Origin of the sequence: Clostridium sp. HV4-5-A1G, assembly GCF_900184915.1 — a bacterium.
GTDB lineage: Bacteria > Bacillota > Clostridia > Clostridiales > Clostridiaceae > Clostridium_B > Clostridium_B aromativorans.
Map to the genome: position 1 here is coordinate 1 of NZ_FXYI02000023.1, position 22,071 is coordinate 22,071.

Sequence of the window (22,071 nt, forward strand, 5' to 3'; positions counted from 1 at the left end):
TATTCCAGCATTCTTCTGAATTCACTCCAGCTTGCTTCGCTTATTGCCTTTGCCAGCCTGTGATTCTGCTGCATATTTTTAACTTTTAAGTCCTCAATAACTATAGATTGGTTTTCTCTGATTAGTTTTATTGATAACTTATTTAAGAAATCTGCCCTTTGATTCACTATCTTCTCGTGTAATTTAGATAATTTTAATCTAGTTTTTTTCTGTTATTACTGCCTTTTTTCTTCCTTGATAGATCCCTTTCAAGTTTGACAAGTATATCTATATCTAAATACCCAAAAGATTTGCTACTTTTGCTTCATTGAATCCCACCAGGTATTCGCCATTTATCACTATAACTGGAACAGATCTGTATCCCTTTGCCATAAGTTGTTTTCTGGCATCTGGATCCGTAGTTATATTGTGTTCTGTAAAATCTATATTATGCTTTGTAAAAAACTCTTTTGCACTATGGCAGTATTGACAGGTACTGGTTGTAAATATATCAACCTTACTCATGAAATCATCTCCTTGTAATATTTCCATTTCAGATCTATAATATCATATTTGTCAGAATCTATCAACACACTTAATAATAATTATTATTAGATATTAGCTTCACTTTTGTGGTATTTAAATATTTCCAATATCTTAACTTAAACTTAACCTTCAATTTAAAATAATTAATGAAATTTAATAGATTACGGCACTTTACGATATATAATATATATGAATGTACATAGGGGAGATGGAATAATGAAACATAAAAAAATATCCAGTAAAAAGAGGAAAAATATACTAATACTTTCAGTATCAATTCTATTTTTATTTTCTCTTGGATTTATTTCTGGAGCAAGCGTGTCTTACAAAAAATCAAAAACTGTGGCAGCCAACAATATTTCTAGTTCACCCAGCAATATTTCTAATTCAACTAAGAGCTCTTCCACAGAATCTCAAAAATACATGAATAAAAGGGAAAGTAAGGTACAAACTTTTAATTCAAAGGATTTAAGCAATTTTAACCCTTATAAATCAGATGGAAGAAAAGTGGTATATCTGACTTTCGATGACGGACCTTCTTCAAATAATACACCTAAAATACTGGCTGTATTGAAAAATTATAATGTAAAAGCTACATTTTTCTTAATCGGAGAAAATGCGGAACAAAATAAGAAACTCGTAAAAGAAGAAGCTGCAAAAGGGCATGCGATTGGGAACCATACCTATTCTCATAATATGAGGTATATATATTCAGATCCAAAAGTATTTATAAGCGATATTAAAAAATGTGATGAAGTGTTAAAATCCATTTTGGGCAGTAATTATAATTCAAAGCTTATACGGTTTCCGGGAGGATCTTTCGGCAGAAAACTGGAGCCATTTAGAGAAGAAGCAAAAAAAAATGGGTACCGATATGTCGATTGGAATGACTTAACTGGCGATGCTGAACATAACATAGTTCCTGTAGTAAACTTAATTAGTAAGGTTAAGCAGTATGCTAATCATGATCATTTGGTTATATTGATGCATGACGCACCCGAAAAGGTTACTACTGTACAAGCTCTCCCACAGATTATAGAGTATTTCCGTTCACAAGGGTATTCTTTTGATACACTCTAAGTATCATTATCAAAGACAGGTAGTTATAAAGCAAACTACCTGTCTTCAAAAGTAATTTAAACTACAATTTTTTATAAATTCTTTGGTGCAGATTCTATCAGAGACTTTGTTAAAAAATCAATATATGTCAAAAGTTCTTCCGACAAGAATATGTCATCTCGTTTTACAAAACCTACCTGTATTAAATTGCTTCCTTCTAAAGGGATAGAGATAATATTTGGGTTCATATAATTTTTCACAATACAACCGGTCCCAATATTGTAGCCATTTGTATTTGATAGGATATTATTCATAGCACCTCGATCCTCCAAATAGAGTATTTTATTTATATTATCTAAATTGATAGCTTCTTCTGCAAAATGGAGCAGCACATCATTCTGCTGGTAAGTTAAATATGGATAATCCATTAATTGTTCTAAGGTAATCGATTTGAGGTGAGCTAAAGGATGTTCCCTCCGGAGAAAGACATGTTGTCTAAGTGAAACAAGAGGAGTAAAAATTAGTGAATTTGAGATAAAACAGTGCTCAAAGAAATCCTTGTTTAAATCAGTCAGAGATAAAACTCCAAGTATACTTCTGTTGGCACACACGTCACTAATTACTTCGGTTGCCTTTCCTTCGCGAATTGTCAGTTGATATTTACGTCCATCCAAATAATTCATTAGATTTGAAGTAGCTTCTATGGCAAAGCCATAATGTTGGGAGGAAATAGAAAACTTTGTCAGATTCATTGTCTTCTGTTTATTAAAATGATAAACAACAGACTCTTCTTGTTCTAAAAGCATTTTAGCGTAAAATAATAATTCCATACCTTGTTTTGTGAATACAACACCTTTATTTGTTCTATCCAGGATGGTAATCCCTAATTCATTTTCCATTTCTTGTACCGCTTTACTTATAGTGGGCTGTGTTACATAAAGTGCGGCTGCTGCTTTACTTATGGAATTATGCTTGGAAATTTCCACTATGTAACGATATTGCTGAAGTGTCATGTTTGTACCTCTCTTAGCTTATTTTGTTGAATGCTCTGTCATAACTTTATTTTATAGCAAACCATTAATAAAATCAATTTTACGTTTTTTATTGGAAGATGCTAAAATATAGAAAAGCAAATTTATTGTAAGAGGGGTAAAAAAATGATACGGAAAGCAAGTGAAAAAGATCTAAAGGACATTTTGGAAATTTATAACGACGCTATATTAAACACAACAGCAATATATTCTTATAAGATTCAGACCTTTGAGTATGAAAAACAATGGTATGAAAAAAAGAAGCAAGATGGATATCCAGTGCTAGTATTTGAAAAAGATAACAGAGTTGTTGGATTTGCTACATTTGGCCCTTTTAGAGAATGGCCAGCATATAAATATACAATAGAACATTCCATATATGTCCATAAGAACTATAGGAATCAAGGCATTGCAACGGAATTAATGAAAGAGATAATAAAAATTGCTAATAAAAGAGAATATGCAACACTTGTCGCTGGAATTGACGCAGCAAATGAAGGCAGTATAAAACTGCATAAGAAAATAGGATTTAAGTATTCTGGTACAATAACAAAAGCAGGTTTTAAATTCGGCAAATGGCTGGATCTTACTTTTTATCAATTGAATTTAACAGGACCTAAAAAGCCCTTAGAGGGGTAACTCAATAAATGAAAGAAGAGATTACAATTGGATTTGGAAATGAGTATAGATTCGTGTAAAAACCAAATCTATACTCATTCCTACTTGATAATATTTAGTTGAACTTCCTGGTGATCTAGTACAATTCAAACTGCTCCTCTTTCCCATCATTTATCATTTTCCAGAACATTCACATAAAAATCCTCAGCATTTACATCTTTTTTTAAAAGTCCCTGTTTTTTAAGCCAGTTTATATTGTTCTGCCATACGCCTTTATCCTGACTCAGGAAAGGCTCATTTTTTGATTCCATCTTAGGCAAAAGTATACTCAAACTTTTCTTTTCAACAGCTTCCTTAAGAGGAAAACTGCCTTTTTGTTGATTGTCCATGAGTATTTTCAGGGCCTCATCCGGATTATTTTTGGTATACTCAAATCCCTTCTGGGCGGCCTTCATAAATTTTTTAATGGTTTCAGGCTTTTCCTTTAGAGTTTTATCGCTGGTTACAAATACTTCTTCATAATAATTTGGGACTCCATATTTGGAAGGATCAAAATAATTTACAGGATGATTTTCATTTTCCATCATGAGAACTTCATGATTTATAAGTCCACCTGTAGTGGCATCTACTTTTTTAGTTACCATGGATGACAGAAGATCAAATCCTACATCCACCATCTTAACAGTATCCGGATTTCCACCATCTTTTTTAACCATGGTCTTTACGTACTCGGTATTCAGCGGATTCCCTGAATAGCCCACGGTTTTTCCCTGAAGATCCTTAGGTGAATTTATATTATTTGACTTCAGTGCTATTATAACATTCAAAGGTGTATGTACTACCGCTCCAACAGATTTTACAGGTACTCCCTGGTTAGCTCTTGCAATTACAAGATCCGGCTGATAGTAAATCCCAAGTGTCGCCTTTCCTGCTGCTGGAAGAGTGAGTGGATCTGTAGGATCCGACGGAAATTTTATATTCACTTTAAGTCCTTCCTCTTTAAAATACCCTTTCTCAATAGCTGCATATATAAAACTGTGTATGGCGTTTGGATACCAGTCAAGCACCAAATCCACGTTTTCAAGCTGTCCATTGCCATTTTGTGATGATTTACTGCCGCACCCTGCTAAACCCACCAACATTAAGGCTGACATTATAAAAGCTAAGATCTTTATTTTCCTCAAATTTCATTCCTCCCCTTTACTATTTTATTTTCGAGTATGCTTATAATTTTAACCATAATCAATGCGACTACAGACAATATTACAATAGGTGCAAAAACCCCAGCACCGTCCAGCTGTGTCATCATTCTCTTACTAAAATATCCAAGTCCTGCCTGGGCTCCCAGCCACTCACTTATGGCTGCACCTACCACACTCAATGGTACTGCTATCTTAAGGGCGGAAAAGAAGTAAGGAAGTGATGCTGGAAACTTCAATTTTATAAATATATCTCCTTTGCTGGCACCATAGGTAAACAGAAGTTCCTCCATATCCCTCCTAGTGGAACGAAGTCCGTCATATACATTTATGGTTATTGGGAAAAAAGTTATGAGTATGGTTACCAGCACTTTGCTCCATATGCCATATCCAAACCACAGCACAAATATAGGAGCAAGTGCAGTTATGGGCACTGTCTGCGTTACAATTACAATAGGATAAAGAGCTCTCTGTACTCTTTCACTTATATTCATAGCCGCAGCAAGAAGAACCCCAAATACTATGGATATTCCAAGCCCTTCAAAAGTCACAGCAAGGGTAGCCGGCAAATGTACCAAAAATAAGATGTCCTTCAGCTCCCATATTTTTTTCACAATTGCTGTAGGAGATGGGAGGATGTACATAGCATCTATATATCTGGCAATTGCTTCCCAGACTGCAAAAAACAACAGGCATATTATTATGGAGGATCTGTATTTTTTCACAACCTTATCCCCCTTTTAAGTTCTTCTATAAGCTGTGCCTTTATCCTCAAAATATCAGGATTGTCAAGCATATCTCTTGTTCTGGGATAGTTTAAATCAACCTTTATTTCCTTAAATTTTCTTATAGGACTTCCATCTGTTACAAATATTCTTGTAGACAAAAAAAGTGCTTCCTCCACATCATGAGTTATAAACAATACAGTCTTGTTTAATTTGGACCACTTATCCAAAAGCCATTCCTGCATAGAGAGTCTTGTTATTGCATCCAGTGCACTAAAGGGCTCATCCAAAAGGAGCAGTTCTGAGCCTGTAAGAAGAGTTCTTGTAAAGGCTACCCTCTGGCGCATACCTCCGGACAAATCCCTGGGATATTTATCTTTATATTTTTCCAGGCCGAAACTTTGCAGCATTTCTTCTGCCTCGTTCCTGACTCTTTTCATATCTCCACCTTTGATCTCAAGGGGCAGTGAAGAATTTTGAAGTATGGTTCTCCAGGGTATTAAAAGATCATTCTGAGGCATATATCCTATGTAGCCCTTTCCCAAAACGTTTATATTTCTGCCCTCTAAAAATATATCTCCTTCAAAAGGTCTCTCCAATTTGCAGATAAGCCTGAACACAGTGCTTTTTCCGCATCCGCTGGGACCCACTATACTTATGAACTCCCCTTTATCTACTCTGAAACTCAAATTTTTTATTATAAAATCCGGGTCTTCATCATATTTAAAGCTTATATTTTTAAATTCCAGCACAATTACATCCTCCTGTCATAGCCATATCCCAAAACATACTTTCATATTTACTGGTATTTATAAAAATTTCTTTCAATCTCTCAAATTTCTTTTCCGATATATCTGCAGTCAACTGATCAAACAGTTCAATCAGCCACCTCGTTTCCCTTTCGTAATCTTCTGAAGAGTACCCCCTTATCCACTGTCCATAAAATTTATCTTCCACGGCTCCCTCTATTTTACTCAGTCTTTTACCAATCAAAAGATAACTCCACATACAGGCTAGAAGGGAAGCTGTTAAATCCATCAGATCTCCCATCTGCGACACTGACAGCATGTAATTTGTATAGGAAATATTTTCAATGGCAGCTTCGGTATTCTCTATATTCTCTTTTCTTATGCCCAATCTTTTCATATAATTTCTATGTATATTCATCTCTCCATTCAATATATTGTCCACCATCTTCGAGAAACCCCGCATGATACTCTCATCTTGGGCTTTAACTATTCCAAGTGCATATACTTTTACATAATCCAGAAGATATATATAATCCTGAATCATGTAAAATTTGAATTTCTCCACATTCAAACTTCCATCTGCTATTCCCCTTATAAAAGGATGCTCGTAATAAGAATCCCATATAACCTTTACACTATCATATAATTTTATAGATGTTCTCATACAATCCCGCCTTTTCAATTCACAATGCACAATTATTCTCATAAAAAAGGTACAAACTTTTAAAAAAAATGTTTGTACCTTTATCGACTAAATTATATTGCAACCTCTTCCTACGCTGGCATTGACCAGATCAGGTACAACTAGGGTCTAAGGATTCAATCCTCACTCTCAGCCGGTAACACCAGCACCCCTGGGATATATAAAACTATTTAATTTTATATATTGCACAGACACCAATTATATTACTACAATAATTGAAATTAATCAATATTTCCGTGCGTATTTACTCTAGCGAATAAATTACATTACCTAGTTCTCTGGCTTCTTCTTTATCATGAGTCACCATTATAACTGTTCTTTTATTTTCCCTGTAAAGCAATAAAAACTTCTCTATTATGTCACCCTTTAACCTATTATCCAGGCCCTTAAAAGGTTCATCCATCAGGAGCAGATCACTTCTATAGGCAAAAGCTCTGGCAAGTGCAACTCTTCTCTTCATACCTCCACTTAATTCCCCGGGAAATTTATCTCTGCAATCTGACAGTTCCACCATATTTAAAAATTTATTTACAGTCGATTCTATTTCATCTCTATTCATTACAGATTTTAGTACAAAAGCCACATTTTCATATACTGTCAAATGGGAGATAAGCCTATCTTCCTGAAAAACATAAGACAATCTATCGCTTTTCAAATATACCTGTCCATCATAATCTTTTTCAATTCCACTTATAATATTTAAAAGAGTGGTTTTCCCACAGCCCGAGGGTCCAAATATAACTGTAATTTTGTCCTTTAAAAAGCTAAGATTTAAGTTTATAAACACAGGAAGTTTCCCATAGGATTTGTTCAAATTTTTAATTATAACTTCATATTTACCATCATCTTTCATATAAACGTCCTCTTTGATAAATAATACTTAAATATCTTTTCGAAAGCAAAACTCAGTATTACAACTACAATAGTCCAGGCAAACAGTTCAGGGGTCTCAAGTGTGTTCTTCGAATTCAAAAGATTCAATCCTATGGAGTAATTAGGTGTACTCAATACCTCTGATGCCACCGAAACTTTCCATCCAATTCCAAGACACATGAGTATACCTGATACAACATAATTTTTTATACTTGGAAGATATATATCTTTTAATAAGTATTTTTTCTTAACCCTATACACACTCGCCATTTGAATTAAATTTTTGTCCACCGACTTTATTCCCTGAATTACATTCGTATATACTATTGGAAAACATATTAAAATAGCTGTAAAAATAACTACATAGGATGAAGTAAACCAAATTAAAGCTATAATAATTATAGACATAACGGGAGTCGCTTTCATGGTAATTATAATGGGATCCAGAATTTCCTCTATAAATTTATTCAAACCTGCGGCTACTCCCAGCACAATGCCTACAATTATGGATATTAGGATTCCTGAAATCACCCTTATTATGCTATTAAAAACACTTTTCCAGAAATAAATTCCCTTCGCCAGAATAAAAAGTGTTTTTATAACTTCAAAAGGTGATGGCAAAATAAGGGGATTATTTATAAAAAGAGAGCAGAGCTCCCATATAAACAGCCAAAACAATAGTATGCATGATCTTCTAATTGTCCTTGTCTCCAATGTAATAGAAATTTTCATCTGGTACCTTTCCTCCAACAGATTTTGGATCACTGTCATATAAAACTTCATAAAACTTCTGAAGAATTTGTTTTCCATCTTTGGCATTTATAAATACTATATTGCTGCCTGGGATAGCCATTTCAGCCACTTTAGCTTTTGGTATTATGCCATATTTTTCAATAAGCTTTCCTGCCTCTTGCTTATTGGAATTTACAAAATTCACAGATTCCTTATATTTATTTAAAAAATTATCTAGATCTTTTCCCCTTTTATCTATAAAAGATTTTCTAAAGACAACAGTACCCATAGCCAACTTACTCTGTCCATTGGAGGCCTTATCCCATTCCTTAGTAAGATTTATGGGGACTTGCAAACTACTGTCTTTCATCTTTGTAGTAGTTACAAAAGGCTCCGGAAGTACTGCCAAATTTACTTTTTTAGATGCCACTGCTGCCGCCAGATCGCTGTGATTCATCTTATAGTCAACAATTACGTCCTTCCCTGGTTCCAGACCGTTTTTTCTCAATATGTAGTTCAATATGAATTCAGGAGTAGCACCTTTATCACTTGAATAAATGGTTTTCCCTCTTAAATCCTCTATGCTCTTTACTGTACTGCCATTTTCAACAATATATAAGACACCTAAAGTATTTATTCCAACTAGTCTCACTGCACCTTTAGTTTTATTATATAAAATAGAAGCCAAGTTAGAAGGGACTGCTGCCCCGTCTATCTCTCCACTTATAAGTTTTGATGTTATCTGATCCGGTGAATCATATAAGGTTATGCTGTAATCCTGCTTATCTTCCATAAGTTTTGCCATTCCCATCCCGGTAGGGCCCTTCAAAGCCGCAATTTTAATTGCCTGTTTTTTAGGCTCAGATGAAGTACTGTCGGATCCATTGGAACAACCTGCTGCAAATAAAGTTGATACTATAAGTACTAATGCCATAATAAATACACTTATTTTCTTTTTCATAAAAATCCCCCTTAAACAATATAATTTTGTAAACATAGTTACTATTCTTTACTTTATTATAACATTATTTTTAAATTCCAATTACAGTGAAGTGCTAAAATTAAAAATAGAGAATTAAATAACCAGTAAAGGAAAAATTTGTTGTTGACATAATAATATTATTATATTACAATATGTTTATTAGCAATTCATGGCAGTAAATAGTGATAATATCGTGATGATTTGAAAAACTCTTAATTTCATAGCTGTAAATTCATATCTTAAACTGGTCTTTCTACTATATACAGAAGACTCAGCAATAGTTATAAATGCTACCTGAAGATACTATTCATGAATATTATATGCTTTCCATTAATATATACAATTATATGTGATAATTTAAATTTACTTGATAGATAACATTCTTTATAAAATAAGAGTGTTTATTCAATATAAGAAATTTAATTAACATAAGGGAGGAATCAACATGAAAGCATTACTTTTAGCTGGGGGTAAAGGTACCAGACTAAGACCTCTAACAAACAAGTTGCCAAAACCCATGGTTCCAATTATGGGAAAACCGCTTATAGAAAGGGTGATAACAAAGTTAAAGGAAGCTGGAGTAACTGAAGTAGTCCTGAGTACGTGCTACAAATCAAATTACATTAAAAATTATTTGGATAATGGTTCAAAATTAGGAATAAAAATAGATTATGTATCTGAGGATATTCCCCTGGGCACAGGCGGTGCCATAAAAAATTCCGAAAAATTTTTTGACGATACTTTTATAGTTTTAAATTCTGATATAGTAAATAACATATCCTACAGAGAGCTTGTACGATATCATAAAAAAAAGAAAGCCTCAGTTTCCATAGCTATGACAAAGGTTAAAGATCCTTCTCAATATGGAGTAATAGAATTTGATAAAAATAATTATATAAATGCTTTTAAAGAAAAACCTAAAGAAGGGGAAACAGATTCAAAATGGATAAATGCTGGAGTCTATGTATTTGAACCAGATGTCTTTAAAGAAATTCCAAAAAACAAAGTGGTTTCTGTAGAAAAGGACGTTTATCCTCTATTACTTAAAAAACATTACAAAATGGCTGCTTATAAATACAACGACTATTGGATTGACATTGGAACTTTGAAGAAATATATACAGGCACATATAGATATACTTCACAGCAGCTGTGAAAAATTTATAAAAACCAATAATATTTCAGATATAAAGAACATAATCTTTAAAAGTAAAAATGTAAAAATACATCCAAATGCAAAAATAATAGGACCGGTGTTTATTGGCAATAATTCTATTATAGACTCCAATGCCCAAATAGGCCCTTACACCGTTATAGGAAACAATTGTCTAATAGACCAAATGAGCACCATAAGTAGAAGTATACTTTGGGATAGAATAAAAATAAACGAGAATGTAAATATAACAAATTCTGTAATAGGCTCAGATTGCATTATAGACAAATATTGTAACCTTCTCAATACAGCCTATGTTTCAAAGGATTATGATAATAATCTGCTTGCTATATAAGAAAACTAAAGAGGTGATACCATTGGATAAAAACATAATTTTTTTAAGTACTTATCCACCCAGGGCATGTGGAATAGCTACTTTTACTGCTGATTTAATTAAAAATCTGGGAGATGCATTTCCCTCTAACAATTATAAAATAGCTGCTGTCAATGACGAAAATTATAAATATGGGAATGACATATGGTTTACTGTAAATCAATTTGATAGAAAAACCTATATACATCTTGCAAATTTGATAAATAATTCCGATACGAATCTAGTTGTAATAGAACACGAGTATGGAATATACGGTGGAGACTGCGGGGAGTATTTACTGGATTTTATTAGGGGCTTAAAAATTCCTTTCATAACAACTTTTCACACCATACTGTCAAATCCAAATGAAAAGCAGAGGGAAATACTTAAAATACTGGGCGGTAAAAGCAAAAAAATTATTACCATGGGAGAAAATTCCATAAAAATTTTAAATCAAGTATATGATATACCGGAAAATAAAATCACAGTAATACCCCATGGAGTACCGGATATTACTGTAGAAAATAAAGATGTTTTAAAGAGGAGTTTGGGGTATGATGGCAGAAATATCATAAGTACTTTTGGGCTCTTAAGCTCCGGAAAAGGTATAGAATACGGCATAGAAGCTATAAATCAAGTGGTTAAAACCCATCCTGAAGTGCTTTATCTAATACTTGGTCAGACTCATCCTTGTGTAAAAAAAGTTGAGGGAGAAGCTTATAGAAACAAGCTGCAGAATTTAGTTTCAAAATTTCATATAGAGAACAACGTAAAATTTGTTAACAAATATCTTACCAAGAGAGAAATAGTACAGTATTTAACTTTATCAGACATATATATGACACCATATTTGGCAAGTGAGCAGGCCGTAAGTGGTACACTGGCCTATGCTGCTGGATATGGAAAAGTAATAGTATCCACTCCCTATAGATATGCAGAGGAAATGTTAAATGACAATAGGGGAATACTTGCAAAATTCAAGAATTCAACTTCCCTAGCCCAGGCTATAACATATTTACTAGACAATCCAACAGTCATGAGAAACATGGAAAAAAATATGTCTAACTTAGGTAAAAAAATGAAATGGCCCTATGTTGCAAAACAATATGAAAATTTATTTTTAAATACAATTAAAGCTAGTAAAATTACAAAACAGGTGGTGTAAATTACATGCGTATTTTTGAGGAGGAACATTCAATACCTATTTTTATAATGACTGATGATACTGGAATTATTCAGCACAGTGTATTTTCAGCGCCAGATCCAAATTCCGGCTATACTACAGATGACAACTCGAGAGCTTTAATTGCGGCTGTAATGCTCTATGAAAAATTCAAAAGTAAAAAATATTTAAAATTAATCTTCACATATACTTCCTTTTTATTATATGCTCAAAACAAAAAAGGAACTTTTAAAAATTTCATGGATTATAATAGAAACTTCATGGAAGAAGAAGGATCTGAAGACTGCTTTGGAAGATGTTTGTGGGCACTGGGATATACCTTTAAATCAAAAGGTGTACCAGAATCCATAAAATCTGCAATTTTAACTATGATATATAGGGCGATTCCCAATATATCTTCATTAACTCACATGAGAGGAAAAGTTTATTCCCTGCTGGGACTAAATCTTATTTACAAAGCTCTTCTGGAGAAAAAACACTCTTCAATAAATAATGAGCTTCTAGATAAGTATTTGAATGGCATTGAAATTGTAGAGGTCAACAATACCCCAATAAGAAGCACGGACGATCTAATTGATATTTTAAAAAACGAGATAGTAGAAATATGTCAATACCTTATGGATAATTTTCAAACTCATTCTGAAAATTCCTGGCATTGGTTCGAGAATAGCTTAACTTACGGAAACGCCATACTTCCCTTGAGTTTATTAAAAAGCGGAAGCACTTTAAATAACAAGAGCTATTTGGATACAGCAATTGAGTCTTTAAATTTTTTAGAAAAACTCTGTTTTGTAAAAGATTATTTCAAACCTATTGGCAGCAATACCTGGTTTAAAAAGGGAGATGCAGTTCCCTCCGAATTTGACGAACAGCCGCTAGAGGCATGTGGCACATGTATCATGTATACAGAAGCCTATAACATATTCAAAGATCAAAAATATCTGGATAAAGCCTATGCCTGCTATGAATGGTTTCTTGGAAAAAACTCAAGCGGCAAAACTCTGGTAGATGAATTCACTCATGGAAGCTATGATGGAATAATGAAGAACCATGTAAATTTAAATGAAGGTGCTGAAAGCGTGCTTGCAAAAATAATAACTGAACTCACTCTGGACATTTTGCAGTAATAAGCATTTATTTGTAGTTAATTGACAACATAATCTACAAACAAATAACCGCCAGCTTTTGATTTAAAGTATGATCAGAAGCTGGCGGTTATTTGTTATACAATGGCTGTCATTATCTACTTATACACCTTTCCGAGTTCATCAGCAGTAAGTATTGCCGAATAGACATCTTCTTTTGTAACTTCAAATGGCATATTTCCCATAGTATCATTCTTATCGCAGGAAATCTCCGCCACTTTCATTATATCCTCCTCATTTATTTCATTGATTCCCAGATCCGCCAAAGTAATTGGAAGCCCGACTTCAACACAGAAATCCATTACCTCTTCTATTTCTTCCATAGGGCTATTTTCTAAAACCAGTTGGACTAAAGTACCAAAGGCAACTTTTTCTCCATGGTATAGACTATGACACTCTTTGATTGCTGTAAATCCATTGTGAATAGCATGGGCAGCTGCCAAGCCGCTGCTTTCAAATCCAACTCCACTCAAATAAGTGTTTGCCTCAATTATGTTTTCCAGTGCCTTTGTAGGTACTTTATTTATAACAGATAATTTAGCTTTAAGTCCATCTTCCAATAATGTATCATAACACAACCTCGAAAGTGCAAAAGCAGCCTTTGTAGCTTTACCCCCTGCCATAGTAACCGCTCCTGATCTAACGCAGGCTCTGGCTTCAAAATAAGTTGCCATAGCATCCCCCATTCCTGAAACAAGAAGCCTCACTGGGGCTTTTGCCACTATTGATGAATCTACGAGTACCATATCTGGATTTTTGGGAAGTACTAGGTATTCACTAAATACACCTTCATCTGTATATATCACAGAAAGCGCACTGCAAGGTGCATCAGTAGCTGCTATAGTTGGAACTATTACAACTGGAGTGCCTGAATAATAAGCCACTGCCTTTGCAGTGTCAAATATCTTACCCCCGCCTATTCCAACTACAACATTGCTGTTATTCTGTTTTAATTTTCCCTGTAGTCTGTCTATCTCATTCTTAGAACACTCTCCATTAAAAGCTTCAAAATACAGCGAACAGTTTTTTCCTTTAAAGCTCTCCTCTATTTTCTCTTTCGTTCTCTTGATTCCATTTTCACTGGCTATTATAAAAAAGTTATCTCCAAGTTCCTTAACATAGCTAGCTATTCTATTGAGTTCTCCATTTCCCTGTATATATTTCCCTGTGGAAATGATAATTCTTGACATTTTTAATCACCCCTTTGATTACGGTTATTTTTAACAATCTATATATATTATATACCAAAATATATTTTTATAAAATACAGAAATTTTTGACTTTTTCATTTCAATGGATGAATACAAGATCTCAAGACTGCCTGCTATTGCACAAATATTTTATTCCTATCGACATAATTCGAAACTATGCTGTATACAAAATTCGTCATTTTCCTATGATGCATCTCTGAATAAGTACACACACCATCCTGTATCTCAAAAGGATAGGCCAGCAAAAGAGATCTGGGATTCAACCTTACCATATTTTTAAAATAATTTTTTGAAACCCTGAAAACCCCTATACTCACATCCTGTATTTTATTTGCCGGAATAACCCTAAAGGTCTCTTCTATACACTTTTTATAATATTTATCCCAATTTTCAACATACAATATGGGGTCAAAACATATTCTAACTCTCCACCCATTATCCAGCGCATTCTTAGCGGATTTCAACCTTGAATCTAATTCTGGAGTACCTGCCTCATAGTTCCGAACAATTTCATTAGGCGAAATTGTCCATGCAAGTATCACATTATCCATGGGCTTAATATTTTCTATACTTTTAAAATTAGAGCTTTTAGTTCTAACTTCTATTTTTAAATTATCATTTTCCCCAACAAATTTCATCCATTTTTTCAAAAATCCTGTTATACCTTCAAGAGCCATCATATCCGTATCATAGGATATACATATATATGCAGGATGTTTCTTTAAAATACAGCTTACCTGATAGAAAACATCCTCTATATTCACAAATACAACTATATTGGCCGAAGAATACATGCCCTGAAGGTAGCAGTATTCACAATTATACACACAATTCATTATGGATGATGTATAATAAAAATATTTGTTTCCAAAATCATCACAGACTTTAGCACCTTCATAAATTAAATTTCCATCATTATATGCCAATATCAATTTAGCAGACCTTTTCTGCACTGAAAAAGTTTGGTTGTGTCTGCAGAAAACATCTTTATAATGCTTTATCCTTATTATCTTTGAATTTTTTAGCTTTGAAAGAATGATTTTAGTATTTTCATGCTGAAGAACTCTATCTTCTACATAAATATGAGAAAACTTAGATAAATTTAAGTTGTTCTTCCAATTTGTCAAAATATATCTTCCTCTCTCCTTTGTTTTTACAGTAAATCTGGGTAAAAGGCTCAAGGGCAAGTAATAAATTATCATTTCTTATTTTATAGGATTTTGCCAATTTTTTAAGTTTCTGCTGCATAGACACCGACAAATTGAAATTACATGCAATTTCATTTATATAATTCATGTCGTTTTCATCCAATACATCGCTGGACTCTGCACACCCACGGGCAATATCAAGTATCCAGCTGCAAATTTTCTCTAAATTTTCTTCAATCAAACCACTTGTTTTTTTTGACTCCGGTTCACTGTCTCCTAATTGTCCAGACACTATTTTCAAACAATAAATCCTATGAGGTGGCAGAAATATAGATACAGATTGAAAAAAAGCAGCTCCTTCTCCTTCTATATCTGCAATATCCCCTTTTAATTCCTCAAACCGCTCATTATTTAAAATTCCAGAACAGCTTTCCAGGCATCCTTCCTCAAAAGGGTGCCTAAATATCATATCAGGATAAAAATCTCTATTGGTGCCACTGTCCACTATCTTATTGCAAAGCACTGTGGCGCCTGTTTTTAAGTTCTTATTTTTACTTGCACACAGTCCTATATTTATAAAAGTATCATACTCAGTTATATCAAACTTGCCCGCAATATAAGCACAGGCACTGGCTATATTTAAAGCACCTCTTTTACTTATTATAACTGCAATTTCATCATTTTTAAAAACCTGAAATTTTTTTATAACATTATATTTTTTTAGAGAAAATTTCTTTATGAATGGCTCTGCCTCACAGTACAATGTTGTTGATATAAAAATCAAGATTCTTTCCTCCGATCTTTTATATTTGAGAATATGAGTTCTACAATATATGATAAAAAAGAACCCCAATAAATTCAAGGTTCTTTTTTACAAAATAAGCTAATTTAATTATTTATATTTTAAACTTATTTGTCTCTTCACTCAATTTATCTACAATATCATTAAGCTCGGATGCATATTTATCTACATTTTCCGAAGATGCATACATCTCCTCTGAAGAGGCAGATATTTCCTGTGAAGAGGCAGACGTTTCCTCAGAAACCGCAGTTACGGATTCAACTTTGCTCAAAACGTCATCTTTTGATTTGACAGTTGCTTTCAAGGAATTATAAGTGTTTTCCAGAAGAGGCCTTATGTTCCCAACTGCATCCGATATTTTTTCAAAAGAGTTCTTAGCTACTTTTGCCGTACCCTCCTGATTTTCAACAAGGCCCTTTACCTTATCTGAAGTCGAAATTACATCTTTTGTTTCACTGCTTATGGACTGTATGATATGTTGTATCTGCTCCGTGGATTCCTTGGATTTCTCTGCCAGTTGTCTTACTTCTTCTGCCACTACTGCAAACCCTTTTCCCGCTTCTCCTGCTCTTGCAGCTTCTATCGCTGCATTTAATGCCAGCAAATTGGTCTGATCCAGTATTCCATTTATTACATCCGTTATACTTCCAACTTTTGATACACTGCTTCCGAGTCCATTTATCTTCTCAGAAACCACTCCAAAGGATTCTCTTACATCATTTATCGATTCTAGAAGACGATCTATCTGCTGCCTTCCTTCTCCCACTGCAGCATCAGCTGTATTTGAGCTCTCCTTAACCTCTGAAAGTTTACCATATATGTTCTGCAGCTCATCTGCCAGCCCTGCCATGCTGTTTGATATGCCTACCAAATCGTTTGCCTGCTGGGTAGTGCCTTTGGTTACCTCCTGTACTGCACTCGCTACATCATTTGCAGCCCCGGTCATCTGACCAGCATTTGTCTTCAGATCCGAAGACATTGAACTTACCTTCAGTGAATTATTCTTTATAGTTCCAATGGTATTTTTAAGACTTTCACTCATATTCTTAAAGCTATCTGCCAGTATTCCAATTTCATCATGGCTGTCCACTTTTATTTTAACATCCAAATCTCCCTCTGATATCTTTTTAGATACACCAACTAACTCCTCCAATGGTTTTGTTATGCTTCCGGATATTTTAATCAATATAAACGCACAGATAGCAAAAGCTATAATGGATAACACTGCAATTATTCCAATGATGTTATAAACAGCTTTATTGGCATTTTCCATTGAAATGCCTACATCTATGGCGCCAACTGTTTTTCCATCGACTTTTACAGGGTATATCACATCGTATACAGAAACTTGATTTTTATATTTAAATTTAGATGAGTAAGGCTTTCCATCTACTGCAGCAGTCTTGCTCCCTACGTCGTTTAGCTTGATTCCTATTCTGCTTTTATCCGTATGAGCTACTACCTTTAAATTATTGTCCATATAAAGTGCATATACTATGGATTCATCCTTGCCCAACATATTCACTATATTTTGCGGCTGCATTTCAGATGTTAAACTCTGTACTTTATTTGCCAGCACTCCTATCTGAATAATTCCACCATCTGCATTTTTTATAGCCCCATATTTATAATAATTGTCACCCTTAGTACTCTTCCTCATATCCTCCATGACAACATTCTGTCCACCCTTTAATATTTTATAAGAAGCATCTCCATCTTTATACACATAGCCCAAACTGGCAGGTAGATTTGAATATATTATTTTCCCCTTCGGATCTGTTACATTTATCTCATCTACTTGAAACTCTTTTGCCAGGACAGTTAAATAATTATTATTTATTTTATCTCTATTGTCTTTTATAAATCCTGCCAAAGTACTTATCCTGGTCTCTATAGAACTATTTAACGTTTCTACAGCATCTGCGTTACTGGTCATGCTGCTTGATATATGATTAGTAATCATTACCCCGTCAGTTTCCAACTGCGACATGACTTTACTTCTGGCTATCCATATCGATATAGATGCTATTAATACAATAACTACAGCTATTATAATCATAGGTGCAGACAAAATTTTGAATTTCAGATGAGTTCTTTGCTCATTATTATTTTCCATAACTGTTTACCCTCCTCTTTTGTATGTTATTATACATATGTGGAAAATTTTTGAATAAATTAGTCCTATTACAAGGTCTTTTTTGATACTTTTTTTATACTATTAAATAAATAATTAAATTGACAAAATATCCATGCTAATTATAGCATATTTTATAATAAAATCCAATTTATTCTTCTATCTATTTTATCCCTCTTCTTAAGTATCTCCGTATCTTGAAATTCCATTTTCCATAATCCTCACTGTACTCTTTCTTTACAATCTCTAGAAAATTATCAAGTACCCCCAATTTGCTCAATCCCTTCATAAGATGTCGAGGATAATCGCAATTCTTGGAATAATTATTTTTTGGATCTATCACTTTTATAGAAAAATCATCATCTAAATATAAATCCTTGCATCTTATATCCAATTTGGTGAATCCTAATTTTTTAAATTCTTTTATGAGCTGAATTATATTTACTGCTATCTCCTTATTCAATCCATTCTGCTTAATATAATAATCAAGCCTTTCTCCACTTATATAACTTCTCACAATATAGTAATCCCCGTGAAAATATACTTCAGGAAAATACTTGCTTTTACTTGTTTTTTTCAATATATCATACTCATTTTTACACACATATTTATTTCTAAATATTTTAATGACTTTATTATCTTCAAGTAAATAAACTATACCATTATGACCACAGCCAAGAAAATTTGCACCTCTTAGCATATTTTCAGCTATTTCATCCAGTTCAATATAGTAACCATCTCTTTTGCCCATAAACAAACCTTTCTATAATTGCTATTATTATATTGTATGAACCTAAGTGCAATAATTTGATAATAACTTAAATAAAAAGCCAGAAAGTAAAGATCTTTCCGGCTTCATTTTATTAGATTCAAATTTTTAATCACATTTTTTAAAATCCTTCGGTAAAAATAAAGAAAGAAGTAAAGATACCACGTTTAATACAATAACACCTATAAAGACTACGTAAAGACTTGAATTCAAAGATTCCTTTACAAGCTGTAAAGGCACTTTAATATGGACAGCTGCATTGGAATACAAGTTGTTTGAATCTATCCCCGAAATGCCCATATTGTTAAAATACCTCAGTATATTCAAATTAAATATGCTTCCAAATACACTTATTCCTATAGTTTGACCTAAATTACGCAAAAGTGAGTTGGATGCAGTGGCAGCACCTCTCATAAAATAACCCACAGAAGATTGTACTACTATAGTGAGTGTAGTAAAATTTCCACCAAAACCAAACCCTAGAACAGATACACACAGCATGACTAAAAATAGAGAGGAATCAATATTAAATCCAGGCATCAGTACACTGCCCACAAGTACTATAATTGAACATATCAAAATAATATATTTTTCTCTATATTTTTCTATACATTTCGCCAAAAATATTGAAGATAAAAGCCATGTAAACGACATAGGCGACATACAGAGTCCCGAGATAGTTGCTCCAAATCCCAGTACATTTTGAATGTACAAGGGTACATAAACATCAATTGCCATTAATGAAGCAGATTCCAAAAAACTTATAATATTTGCAATAATATTGAGTCTTGTAAATATTTCAAAGGGAACAATGGGTTCTTCTGATTTTTTCTCCTTAAAATAGAAAAGAATTAAAAAAATCAAAGACAATACTATGCATATCACAGATAAAATTATATTTTCGTTCTTACCATCTCCTCCTGCTAAAAATCCATATAAAAGGAGTACAATGGCAGCTGTCAAAATTACAGCACCGAGATAATCAATTTTTCTCTTTCTCTTTTCAAAATTCTCCTGAAGATTTTTTTGAATAAGAGCTATGGATACTACACCAAATGGTATATTTATAAAAAATATCCAGTGCCAGGATAAAGTATCTATTAAAAATCCTCCAAAAAAAGGACCTATCAAACTAGCTATACCCCATACCGTACTCAGCCACCCTTGAACCTTTGCCCTTTCCGAAATTGAAAATACATCTCCCACTATGGTATATGTAATCGTAAATATGGAACCTGCTCCAATTCCCTGCAGAGCTCTAAACATTATAAGTGAATATATATTCTGAGAAAGTCCACATAAAAAACTTCCCACTAAAAATATTGCTATTCCAGCTGTCAAGGTATTTTTTCTACCATACAGATCCGCCAGCTTACCATATATAGGAGTTGTTACAGCAGAGGTAAGCAGATAGCTGGAAAACACCCAGCTTATGAGCGCAAATCCATTTAAATCTTCTATTATGGTGGGAACAGCAATAGTTACCACAGTCCCTTCTACAGCTGCAAGAAACATGGCCACCATTGTTGCAATAATTATATTTCTCTTCATTGATTCCATATTAAATCCTACTTTCTTTAATCAAGTAATTCCTAGGTTTAGATGGAGTTTGCTAATTCGGATAAAAAAACTTCAGGTTTATACATTTACCTGAAGCCTGACATCAATATACTTGCTTGAAAATTATACAAATTTCAATCTCTCCCTAATTTCACAGCCTATTTCCTCTACTGTAGGCAACATTCCCTGAAGCTGTGGTGGGATATCTTCATTCAACCTATACTCGGCATCTTCAGGTTTTTCCATATCCTTAAAAGCATACTGTACAATTAATTTTTCATCATCCTTGCAGATAATTATGCCTATGGAACTGCTATCATCTTTACCTTTGACTGACTCATCCAATATGGAAAGATGAAAAGTTAAAATGCCCATATATTCAGGCCTAAATTTTCCAATTTTCAATTCAACTGCTATGTAGCATTTCAGCTTTAAATTATAGAAAAGTAAGTCTATATAATAATCTCCTCCAGAAAATTCCACATGGTATCTGCTGCCAATTAATGCAAATCCAGAATTTAATCCTAAAAAAAATTCTATTGTGCACTTTATGAATTGTTCCTGAAAATATTCTCTTTTTCCCTCATTTAAATAACCCATGAAATCTATTAAATATTCATCCCTTAATATTAAAGAATAATCCTTCACTTCATTTTTAGATGTTTGATCCATCTCTTCACTTGAAATTATATCTTTTATGAAAGGTGAATCGTTTATACTTTCCTTTTTATCATTATCGTCATTCTGGGAAAAGTTGTCCACTTTTGATGTAATAATATCTTTATTTTCAAAAAACTGTTCTTCTCCATCCTGTTTTTTCTCTTCATGAGTATCTTCTTCGTCATTTCCTGCCATACCACAGTGTAGATCTATTTCCTTAACTAATCTTTCCATGGTCCAACCTTTTTTTATAACCTCATTCATATACTCCATTCTTTTATCTGCATATCTTATCTTATCTATGAGAACTACGCTGCAAGACCAGCTTATCTTAGAGGCTATATTTTGTACAAGATTCTGAGACTCATACTCCACAGCAAAATTAAGCATATTTTTTAAATTTTTTTCTGAAAAACCTAAATTATTTGGGAATTGAGTTCTAAAATATTGAGCTGCAGTACTTATAAACTCATCTTCACAATCTTCGTTTTGCCTCATTAAAATTAAATTTCCAATTTTCCAGTAAAGCATAAACATGTTCTTATTAATAGTCATCAGGGAGCTGTTTTTTGAAGAAATCACATCATCCTTCAAATTTTCCAGTAAACTTTCTATATCCTTATGATATTCTATCACAGTAAAATCACCTCAGGACTGGCATTATTTTATTTCTGATAATTACATATTCTATTATACGGTAAAATATACAATATTTCTACAGGATTAAATCTATTTATT

21 protein-coding genes, 1 pseudogene and 1 riboswitch are annotated in these 22,071 nt (G+C 33.3%); of the genes and pseudogenes, 5 read left to right on the forward strand and 17 right to left on the reverse strand.

Features of this window, described 5'->3' with window-relative positions; all coding sequences use genetic code 11:
* Positions 1-262, reverse strand: a pseudogene (locus tag J5G60_RS04330) (transposase); the annotation flags it as partial.
* Positions 263-273: 11 nt separating this feature from the next.
* A complete protein-coding gene (locus J5G60_RS04335) occupies positions 274-504 on the reverse strand; it encodes a glutaredoxin family protein (RefSeq protein WP_150355983.1) in 231 nt (76 codons plus the stop codon).
* 237 nt (positions 505-741) lie between these two features.
* Between J5G60_RS04335 and J5G60_RS04340 the strand changes: the two genes are divergently transcribed.
* Complete coding sequence (locus J5G60_RS04340; RefSeq protein WP_150355982.1) at positions 742-1,605, forward strand: polysaccharide deacetylase family protein; 864 nt, start codon at positions 742-744, stop codon at positions 1,603-1,605.
* Between the two features lie 71 nt (positions 1,606-1,676).
* Here J5G60_RS04340 and J5G60_RS04345 read toward each other — a convergent pair whose 3' ends face one another.
* A complete protein-coding gene (locus J5G60_RS04345) occupies positions 1,677-2,597 on the reverse strand; it encodes a LysR family transcriptional regulator (protein ID WP_150355981.1) in 921 nt (306 codons plus the stop codon).
* Positions 2,598-2,741: 144 nt separating this feature from the next.
* On the opposite strand from J5G60_RS04345, the gene J5G60_RS04350 reads away from it, so the two are divergent.
* The gene (locus J5G60_RS04350) at positions 2,742-3,254 is read left to right on the forward strand and encodes a GNAT family N-acetyltransferase (protein WP_150355980.1); all 513 of its coding nucleotides are present in this window, start codon (positions 2,742-2,744) and stop codon (positions 3,252-3,254) included.
* A 146-nt stretch (positions 3,255-3,400) separates the two neighbouring features.
* Here the strand turns inward: J5G60_RS04350 and J5G60_RS04355 are convergent, their stop codons facing one another.
* The 7 genes from J5G60_RS04355 to J5G60_RS04385 all read right to left on the reverse strand — a co-directional run bounded on the left by J5G60_RS04355 (position 3,401) and on the right by J5G60_RS04385 (position 9,175).
* On the reverse strand, positions 3,401-4,417 hold the full coding sequence (locus J5G60_RS04355) for an ABC transporter substrate-binding protein (protein WP_207707990.1): 1,017 nt from the start codon (positions 4,415-4,417) through the stop codon (positions 3,401-3,403).
* Positions 4,414-5,157 carry an ABC transporter permease gene (locus J5G60_RS04360; RefSeq protein WP_150355979.1) on the reverse strand — a complete coding sequence of 248 codons (744 nt, stop codon included), beginning with the start codon at positions 5,155-5,157 and terminating at the stop codon, positions 4,414-4,416. The genes J5G60_RS04355 and J5G60_RS04360 overlap by 4 nt, the downstream gene beginning before the upstream one ends.
* Positions 5,154-5,909 (reverse strand): ABC transporter ATP-binding protein, encoded by a 756-nt coding sequence (locus tag J5G60_RS04365; RefSeq protein ID WP_150355978.1) that lies wholly within the window; start codon positions 5,907-5,909, stop codon positions 5,154-5,156. Before J5G60_RS04365 ends, J5G60_RS04360 begins: the two co-directional genes overlap by 4 nt.
* A complete protein-coding gene (gene tenA / locus J5G60_RS04370) occupies positions 5,896-6,570 on the reverse strand; it encodes a thiaminase II (RefSeq protein WP_150355977.1) in 675 nt (224 codons plus the stop codon). The genes J5G60_RS04365 and tenA overlap by 14 nt, the downstream gene beginning before the upstream one ends.
* A gap of 90 nt (positions 6,571-6,660) precedes the next feature.
* Positions 6,661-6,772: riboswitch (TPP riboswitch) on the reverse strand.
* An 81-nt stretch (positions 6,773-6,853) separates the two neighbouring features.
* On the reverse strand, positions 6,854-7,462 hold the full coding sequence (locus J5G60_RS04375) for an ABC transporter ATP-binding protein (RefSeq protein ID WP_150355976.1): 609 nt from the start codon (positions 7,460-7,462) through the stop codon (positions 6,854-6,856).
* Positions 7,459-8,214, reverse strand: a complete 756-nt coding sequence (locus J5G60_RS04380; protein WP_150355975.1) for an ABC transporter permease — start codon at positions 8,212-8,214, stop codon at positions 7,459-7,461. Before J5G60_RS04380 ends, J5G60_RS04375 begins: the two co-directional genes overlap by 4 nt.
* Positions 8,177-9,175 (reverse strand): ABC transporter substrate-binding protein, encoded by a 999-nt coding sequence (locus tag J5G60_RS04385; protein ID WP_150355974.1) that lies wholly within the window; start codon positions 9,173-9,175, stop codon positions 8,177-8,179. The genes J5G60_RS04380 and J5G60_RS04385 overlap by 38 nt, the downstream gene beginning before the upstream one ends.
* A gap of 466 nt (positions 9,176-9,641) precedes the next feature.
* Between J5G60_RS04385 and J5G60_RS04390 the strand changes: the two genes are divergently transcribed.
* The 3 genes from J5G60_RS04390 to J5G60_RS04400 are packed head-to-tail and all read left to right on the forward strand — an operon-like array spanning position 9,642 to position 13,031.
* Positions 9,642-10,703, forward strand: coding sequence for a sugar phosphate nucleotidyltransferase (locus tag J5G60_RS04390; protein WP_150355973.1), 1,062 nt, complete (start codon positions 9,642-9,644; stop codon positions 10,701-10,703).
* Positions 10,704-10,725: 22 nt separating this feature from the next.
* A complete protein-coding gene (locus J5G60_RS04395; protein ID WP_236035139.1) occupies positions 10,726-11,886 on the forward strand; it encodes a glycosyltransferase family 4 protein in 1,161 nt (386 codons plus the stop codon).
* A gap of 5 nt (positions 11,887-11,891) precedes the next feature.
* Positions 11,892-13,031 (forward strand): glycosyltransferase, encoded by a 1,140-nt coding sequence (locus tag J5G60_RS04400; RefSeq protein WP_150355971.1) that lies wholly within the window; start codon positions 11,892-11,894, stop codon positions 13,029-13,031.
* 116 nt (positions 13,032-13,147) lie between these two features.
* Here the strand turns inward: J5G60_RS04400 and J5G60_RS04405 are convergent, their stop codons facing one another.
* From J5G60_RS04405 to J5G60_RS04435, 7 genes are all read right to left on the reverse strand, one after another.
* On the reverse strand, positions 13,148-14,239 hold the full coding sequence (locus tag J5G60_RS04405; RefSeq protein ID WP_150355970.1) for a glycerol dehydrogenase: 1,092 nt from the start codon (positions 14,237-14,239) through the stop codon (positions 13,148-13,150).
* 134 nt (positions 14,240-14,373) lie between these two features.
* Positions 14,374-15,387 (reverse strand): SPL family radical SAM protein, encoded by a 1,014-nt coding sequence (locus tag J5G60_RS04410; RefSeq protein ID WP_150355969.1) that lies wholly within the window; start codon positions 15,385-15,387, stop codon positions 14,374-14,376.
* A complete protein-coding gene (locus tag J5G60_RS04415) occupies positions 15,353-16,192 on the reverse strand; it encodes a hypothetical protein (protein ID WP_150355968.1) in 840 nt (279 codons plus the stop codon). The genes J5G60_RS04410 and J5G60_RS04415 overlap by 35 nt, the downstream gene beginning before the upstream one ends.
* 112 nt (positions 16,193-16,304) lie before the next feature.
* Positions 16,305-18,326 (reverse strand): methyl-accepting chemotaxis protein, encoded by a 2,022-nt coding sequence (locus tag J5G60_RS04420; RefSeq protein WP_150355967.1) that lies wholly within the window; start codon positions 18,324-18,326, stop codon positions 16,305-16,307.
* A 181-nt stretch (positions 18,327-18,507) separates the two neighbouring features.
* Entirely contained in the window at positions 18,508-19,095 is a 588-nt protein-coding gene (locus J5G60_RS04425) for a serine/threonine protein kinase (RefSeq protein ID WP_150355966.1), read from the reverse strand.
* A gap of 126 nt (positions 19,096-19,221) precedes the next feature.
* Complete coding sequence (locus tag J5G60_RS04430) at positions 19,222-20,673, reverse strand: MDR family MFS transporter (RefSeq protein WP_150355965.1); 1,452 nt, start codon at positions 20,671-20,673, stop codon at positions 19,222-19,224.
* A 123-nt stretch (positions 20,674-20,796) separates the two neighbouring features.
* Positions 20,797-21,969 carry a PDDEXK nuclease domain-containing protein gene (locus tag J5G60_RS04435; protein ID WP_150355964.1) on the reverse strand — a complete coding sequence of 391 codons (1,173 nt, stop codon included), beginning with the start codon at positions 21,967-21,969 and terminating at the stop codon, positions 20,797-20,799.
* Between the last annotated feature and the right edge of the window lie 102 nt (positions 21,970-22,071).

Excerpts from the sequence above, each read along its gene's own strand:
- J5G60_RS04335 (WP_150355983.1), bottom strand. The coding sequence starts at position 504 with ATGAGTAAGGTTGATATATTTACAACCAGTACCTGTCAATACTGCCAT.
- J5G60_RS04340 (WP_150355982.1), top strand. The coding sequence starts at position 742 with ATGAAACATAAAAAAATATCCAGTAAAAAGAGGAAAAATATACTAATA.
- J5G60_RS04345 (WP_150355981.1), bottom strand. The coding sequence starts at position 2,597 with ATGACACTTCAGCAATATCGTTACATAGTGGAAATTTCCAAGCATAAT.
- J5G60_RS04350 (WP_150355980.1), top strand. The coding sequence starts at position 2,742 with ATGATACGGAAAGCAAGTGAAAAAGATCTAAAGGACATTTTGGAAATT.
- tenA (WP_150355977.1), bottom strand. The coding sequence starts at position 6,570 with ATGAGAACATCTATAAAATTATATGATAGTGTAAAGGTTATATGGGAT.
- J5G60_RS04375 (WP_150355976.1), bottom strand. The coding sequence starts at position 7,462 with ATGAAAGATGATGGTAAATATGAAGTTATAATTAAAAATTTGAACAAA.
- J5G60_RS04380 (WP_150355975.1), bottom strand. The coding sequence starts at position 8,214 with ATGAAAATTTCTATTACATTGGAGACAAGGACAATTAGAAGATCATGC.
- J5G60_RS04385 (WP_150355974.1), bottom strand. The coding sequence starts at position 9,175 with ATGAAAAAGAAAATAAGTGTATTTATTATGGCATTAGTACTTATAGTA.
- J5G60_RS04390 (WP_150355973.1), top strand. The coding sequence starts at position 9,642 with ATGAAAGCATTACTTTTAGCTGGGGGTAAAGGTACCAGACTAAGACCT.
- J5G60_RS04400 (WP_150355971.1), top strand. The coding sequence starts at position 11,892 with ATGCGTATTTTTGAGGAGGAACATTCAATACCTATTTTTATAATGACT.
- J5G60_RS04405 (WP_150355970.1), bottom strand. The coding sequence starts at position 14,239 with ATGTCAAGAATTATCATTTCCACAGGGAAATATATACAGGGAAATGGA.
- J5G60_RS04420 (WP_150355967.1), bottom strand. The coding sequence starts at position 18,326 with ATGGAAAATAATAATGAGCAAAGAACTCATCTGAAATTCAAAATTTTG.
- J5G60_RS04425 (WP_150355966.1), bottom strand. The coding sequence starts at position 19,095 with ATGGGCAAAAGAGATGGTTACTATATTGAACTGGATGAAATAGCTGAA.
- J5G60_RS04430 (WP_150355965.1), bottom strand. The coding sequence starts at position 20,673 with ATGGAATCAATGAAGAGAAATATAATTATTGCAACAATGGTGGCCATG.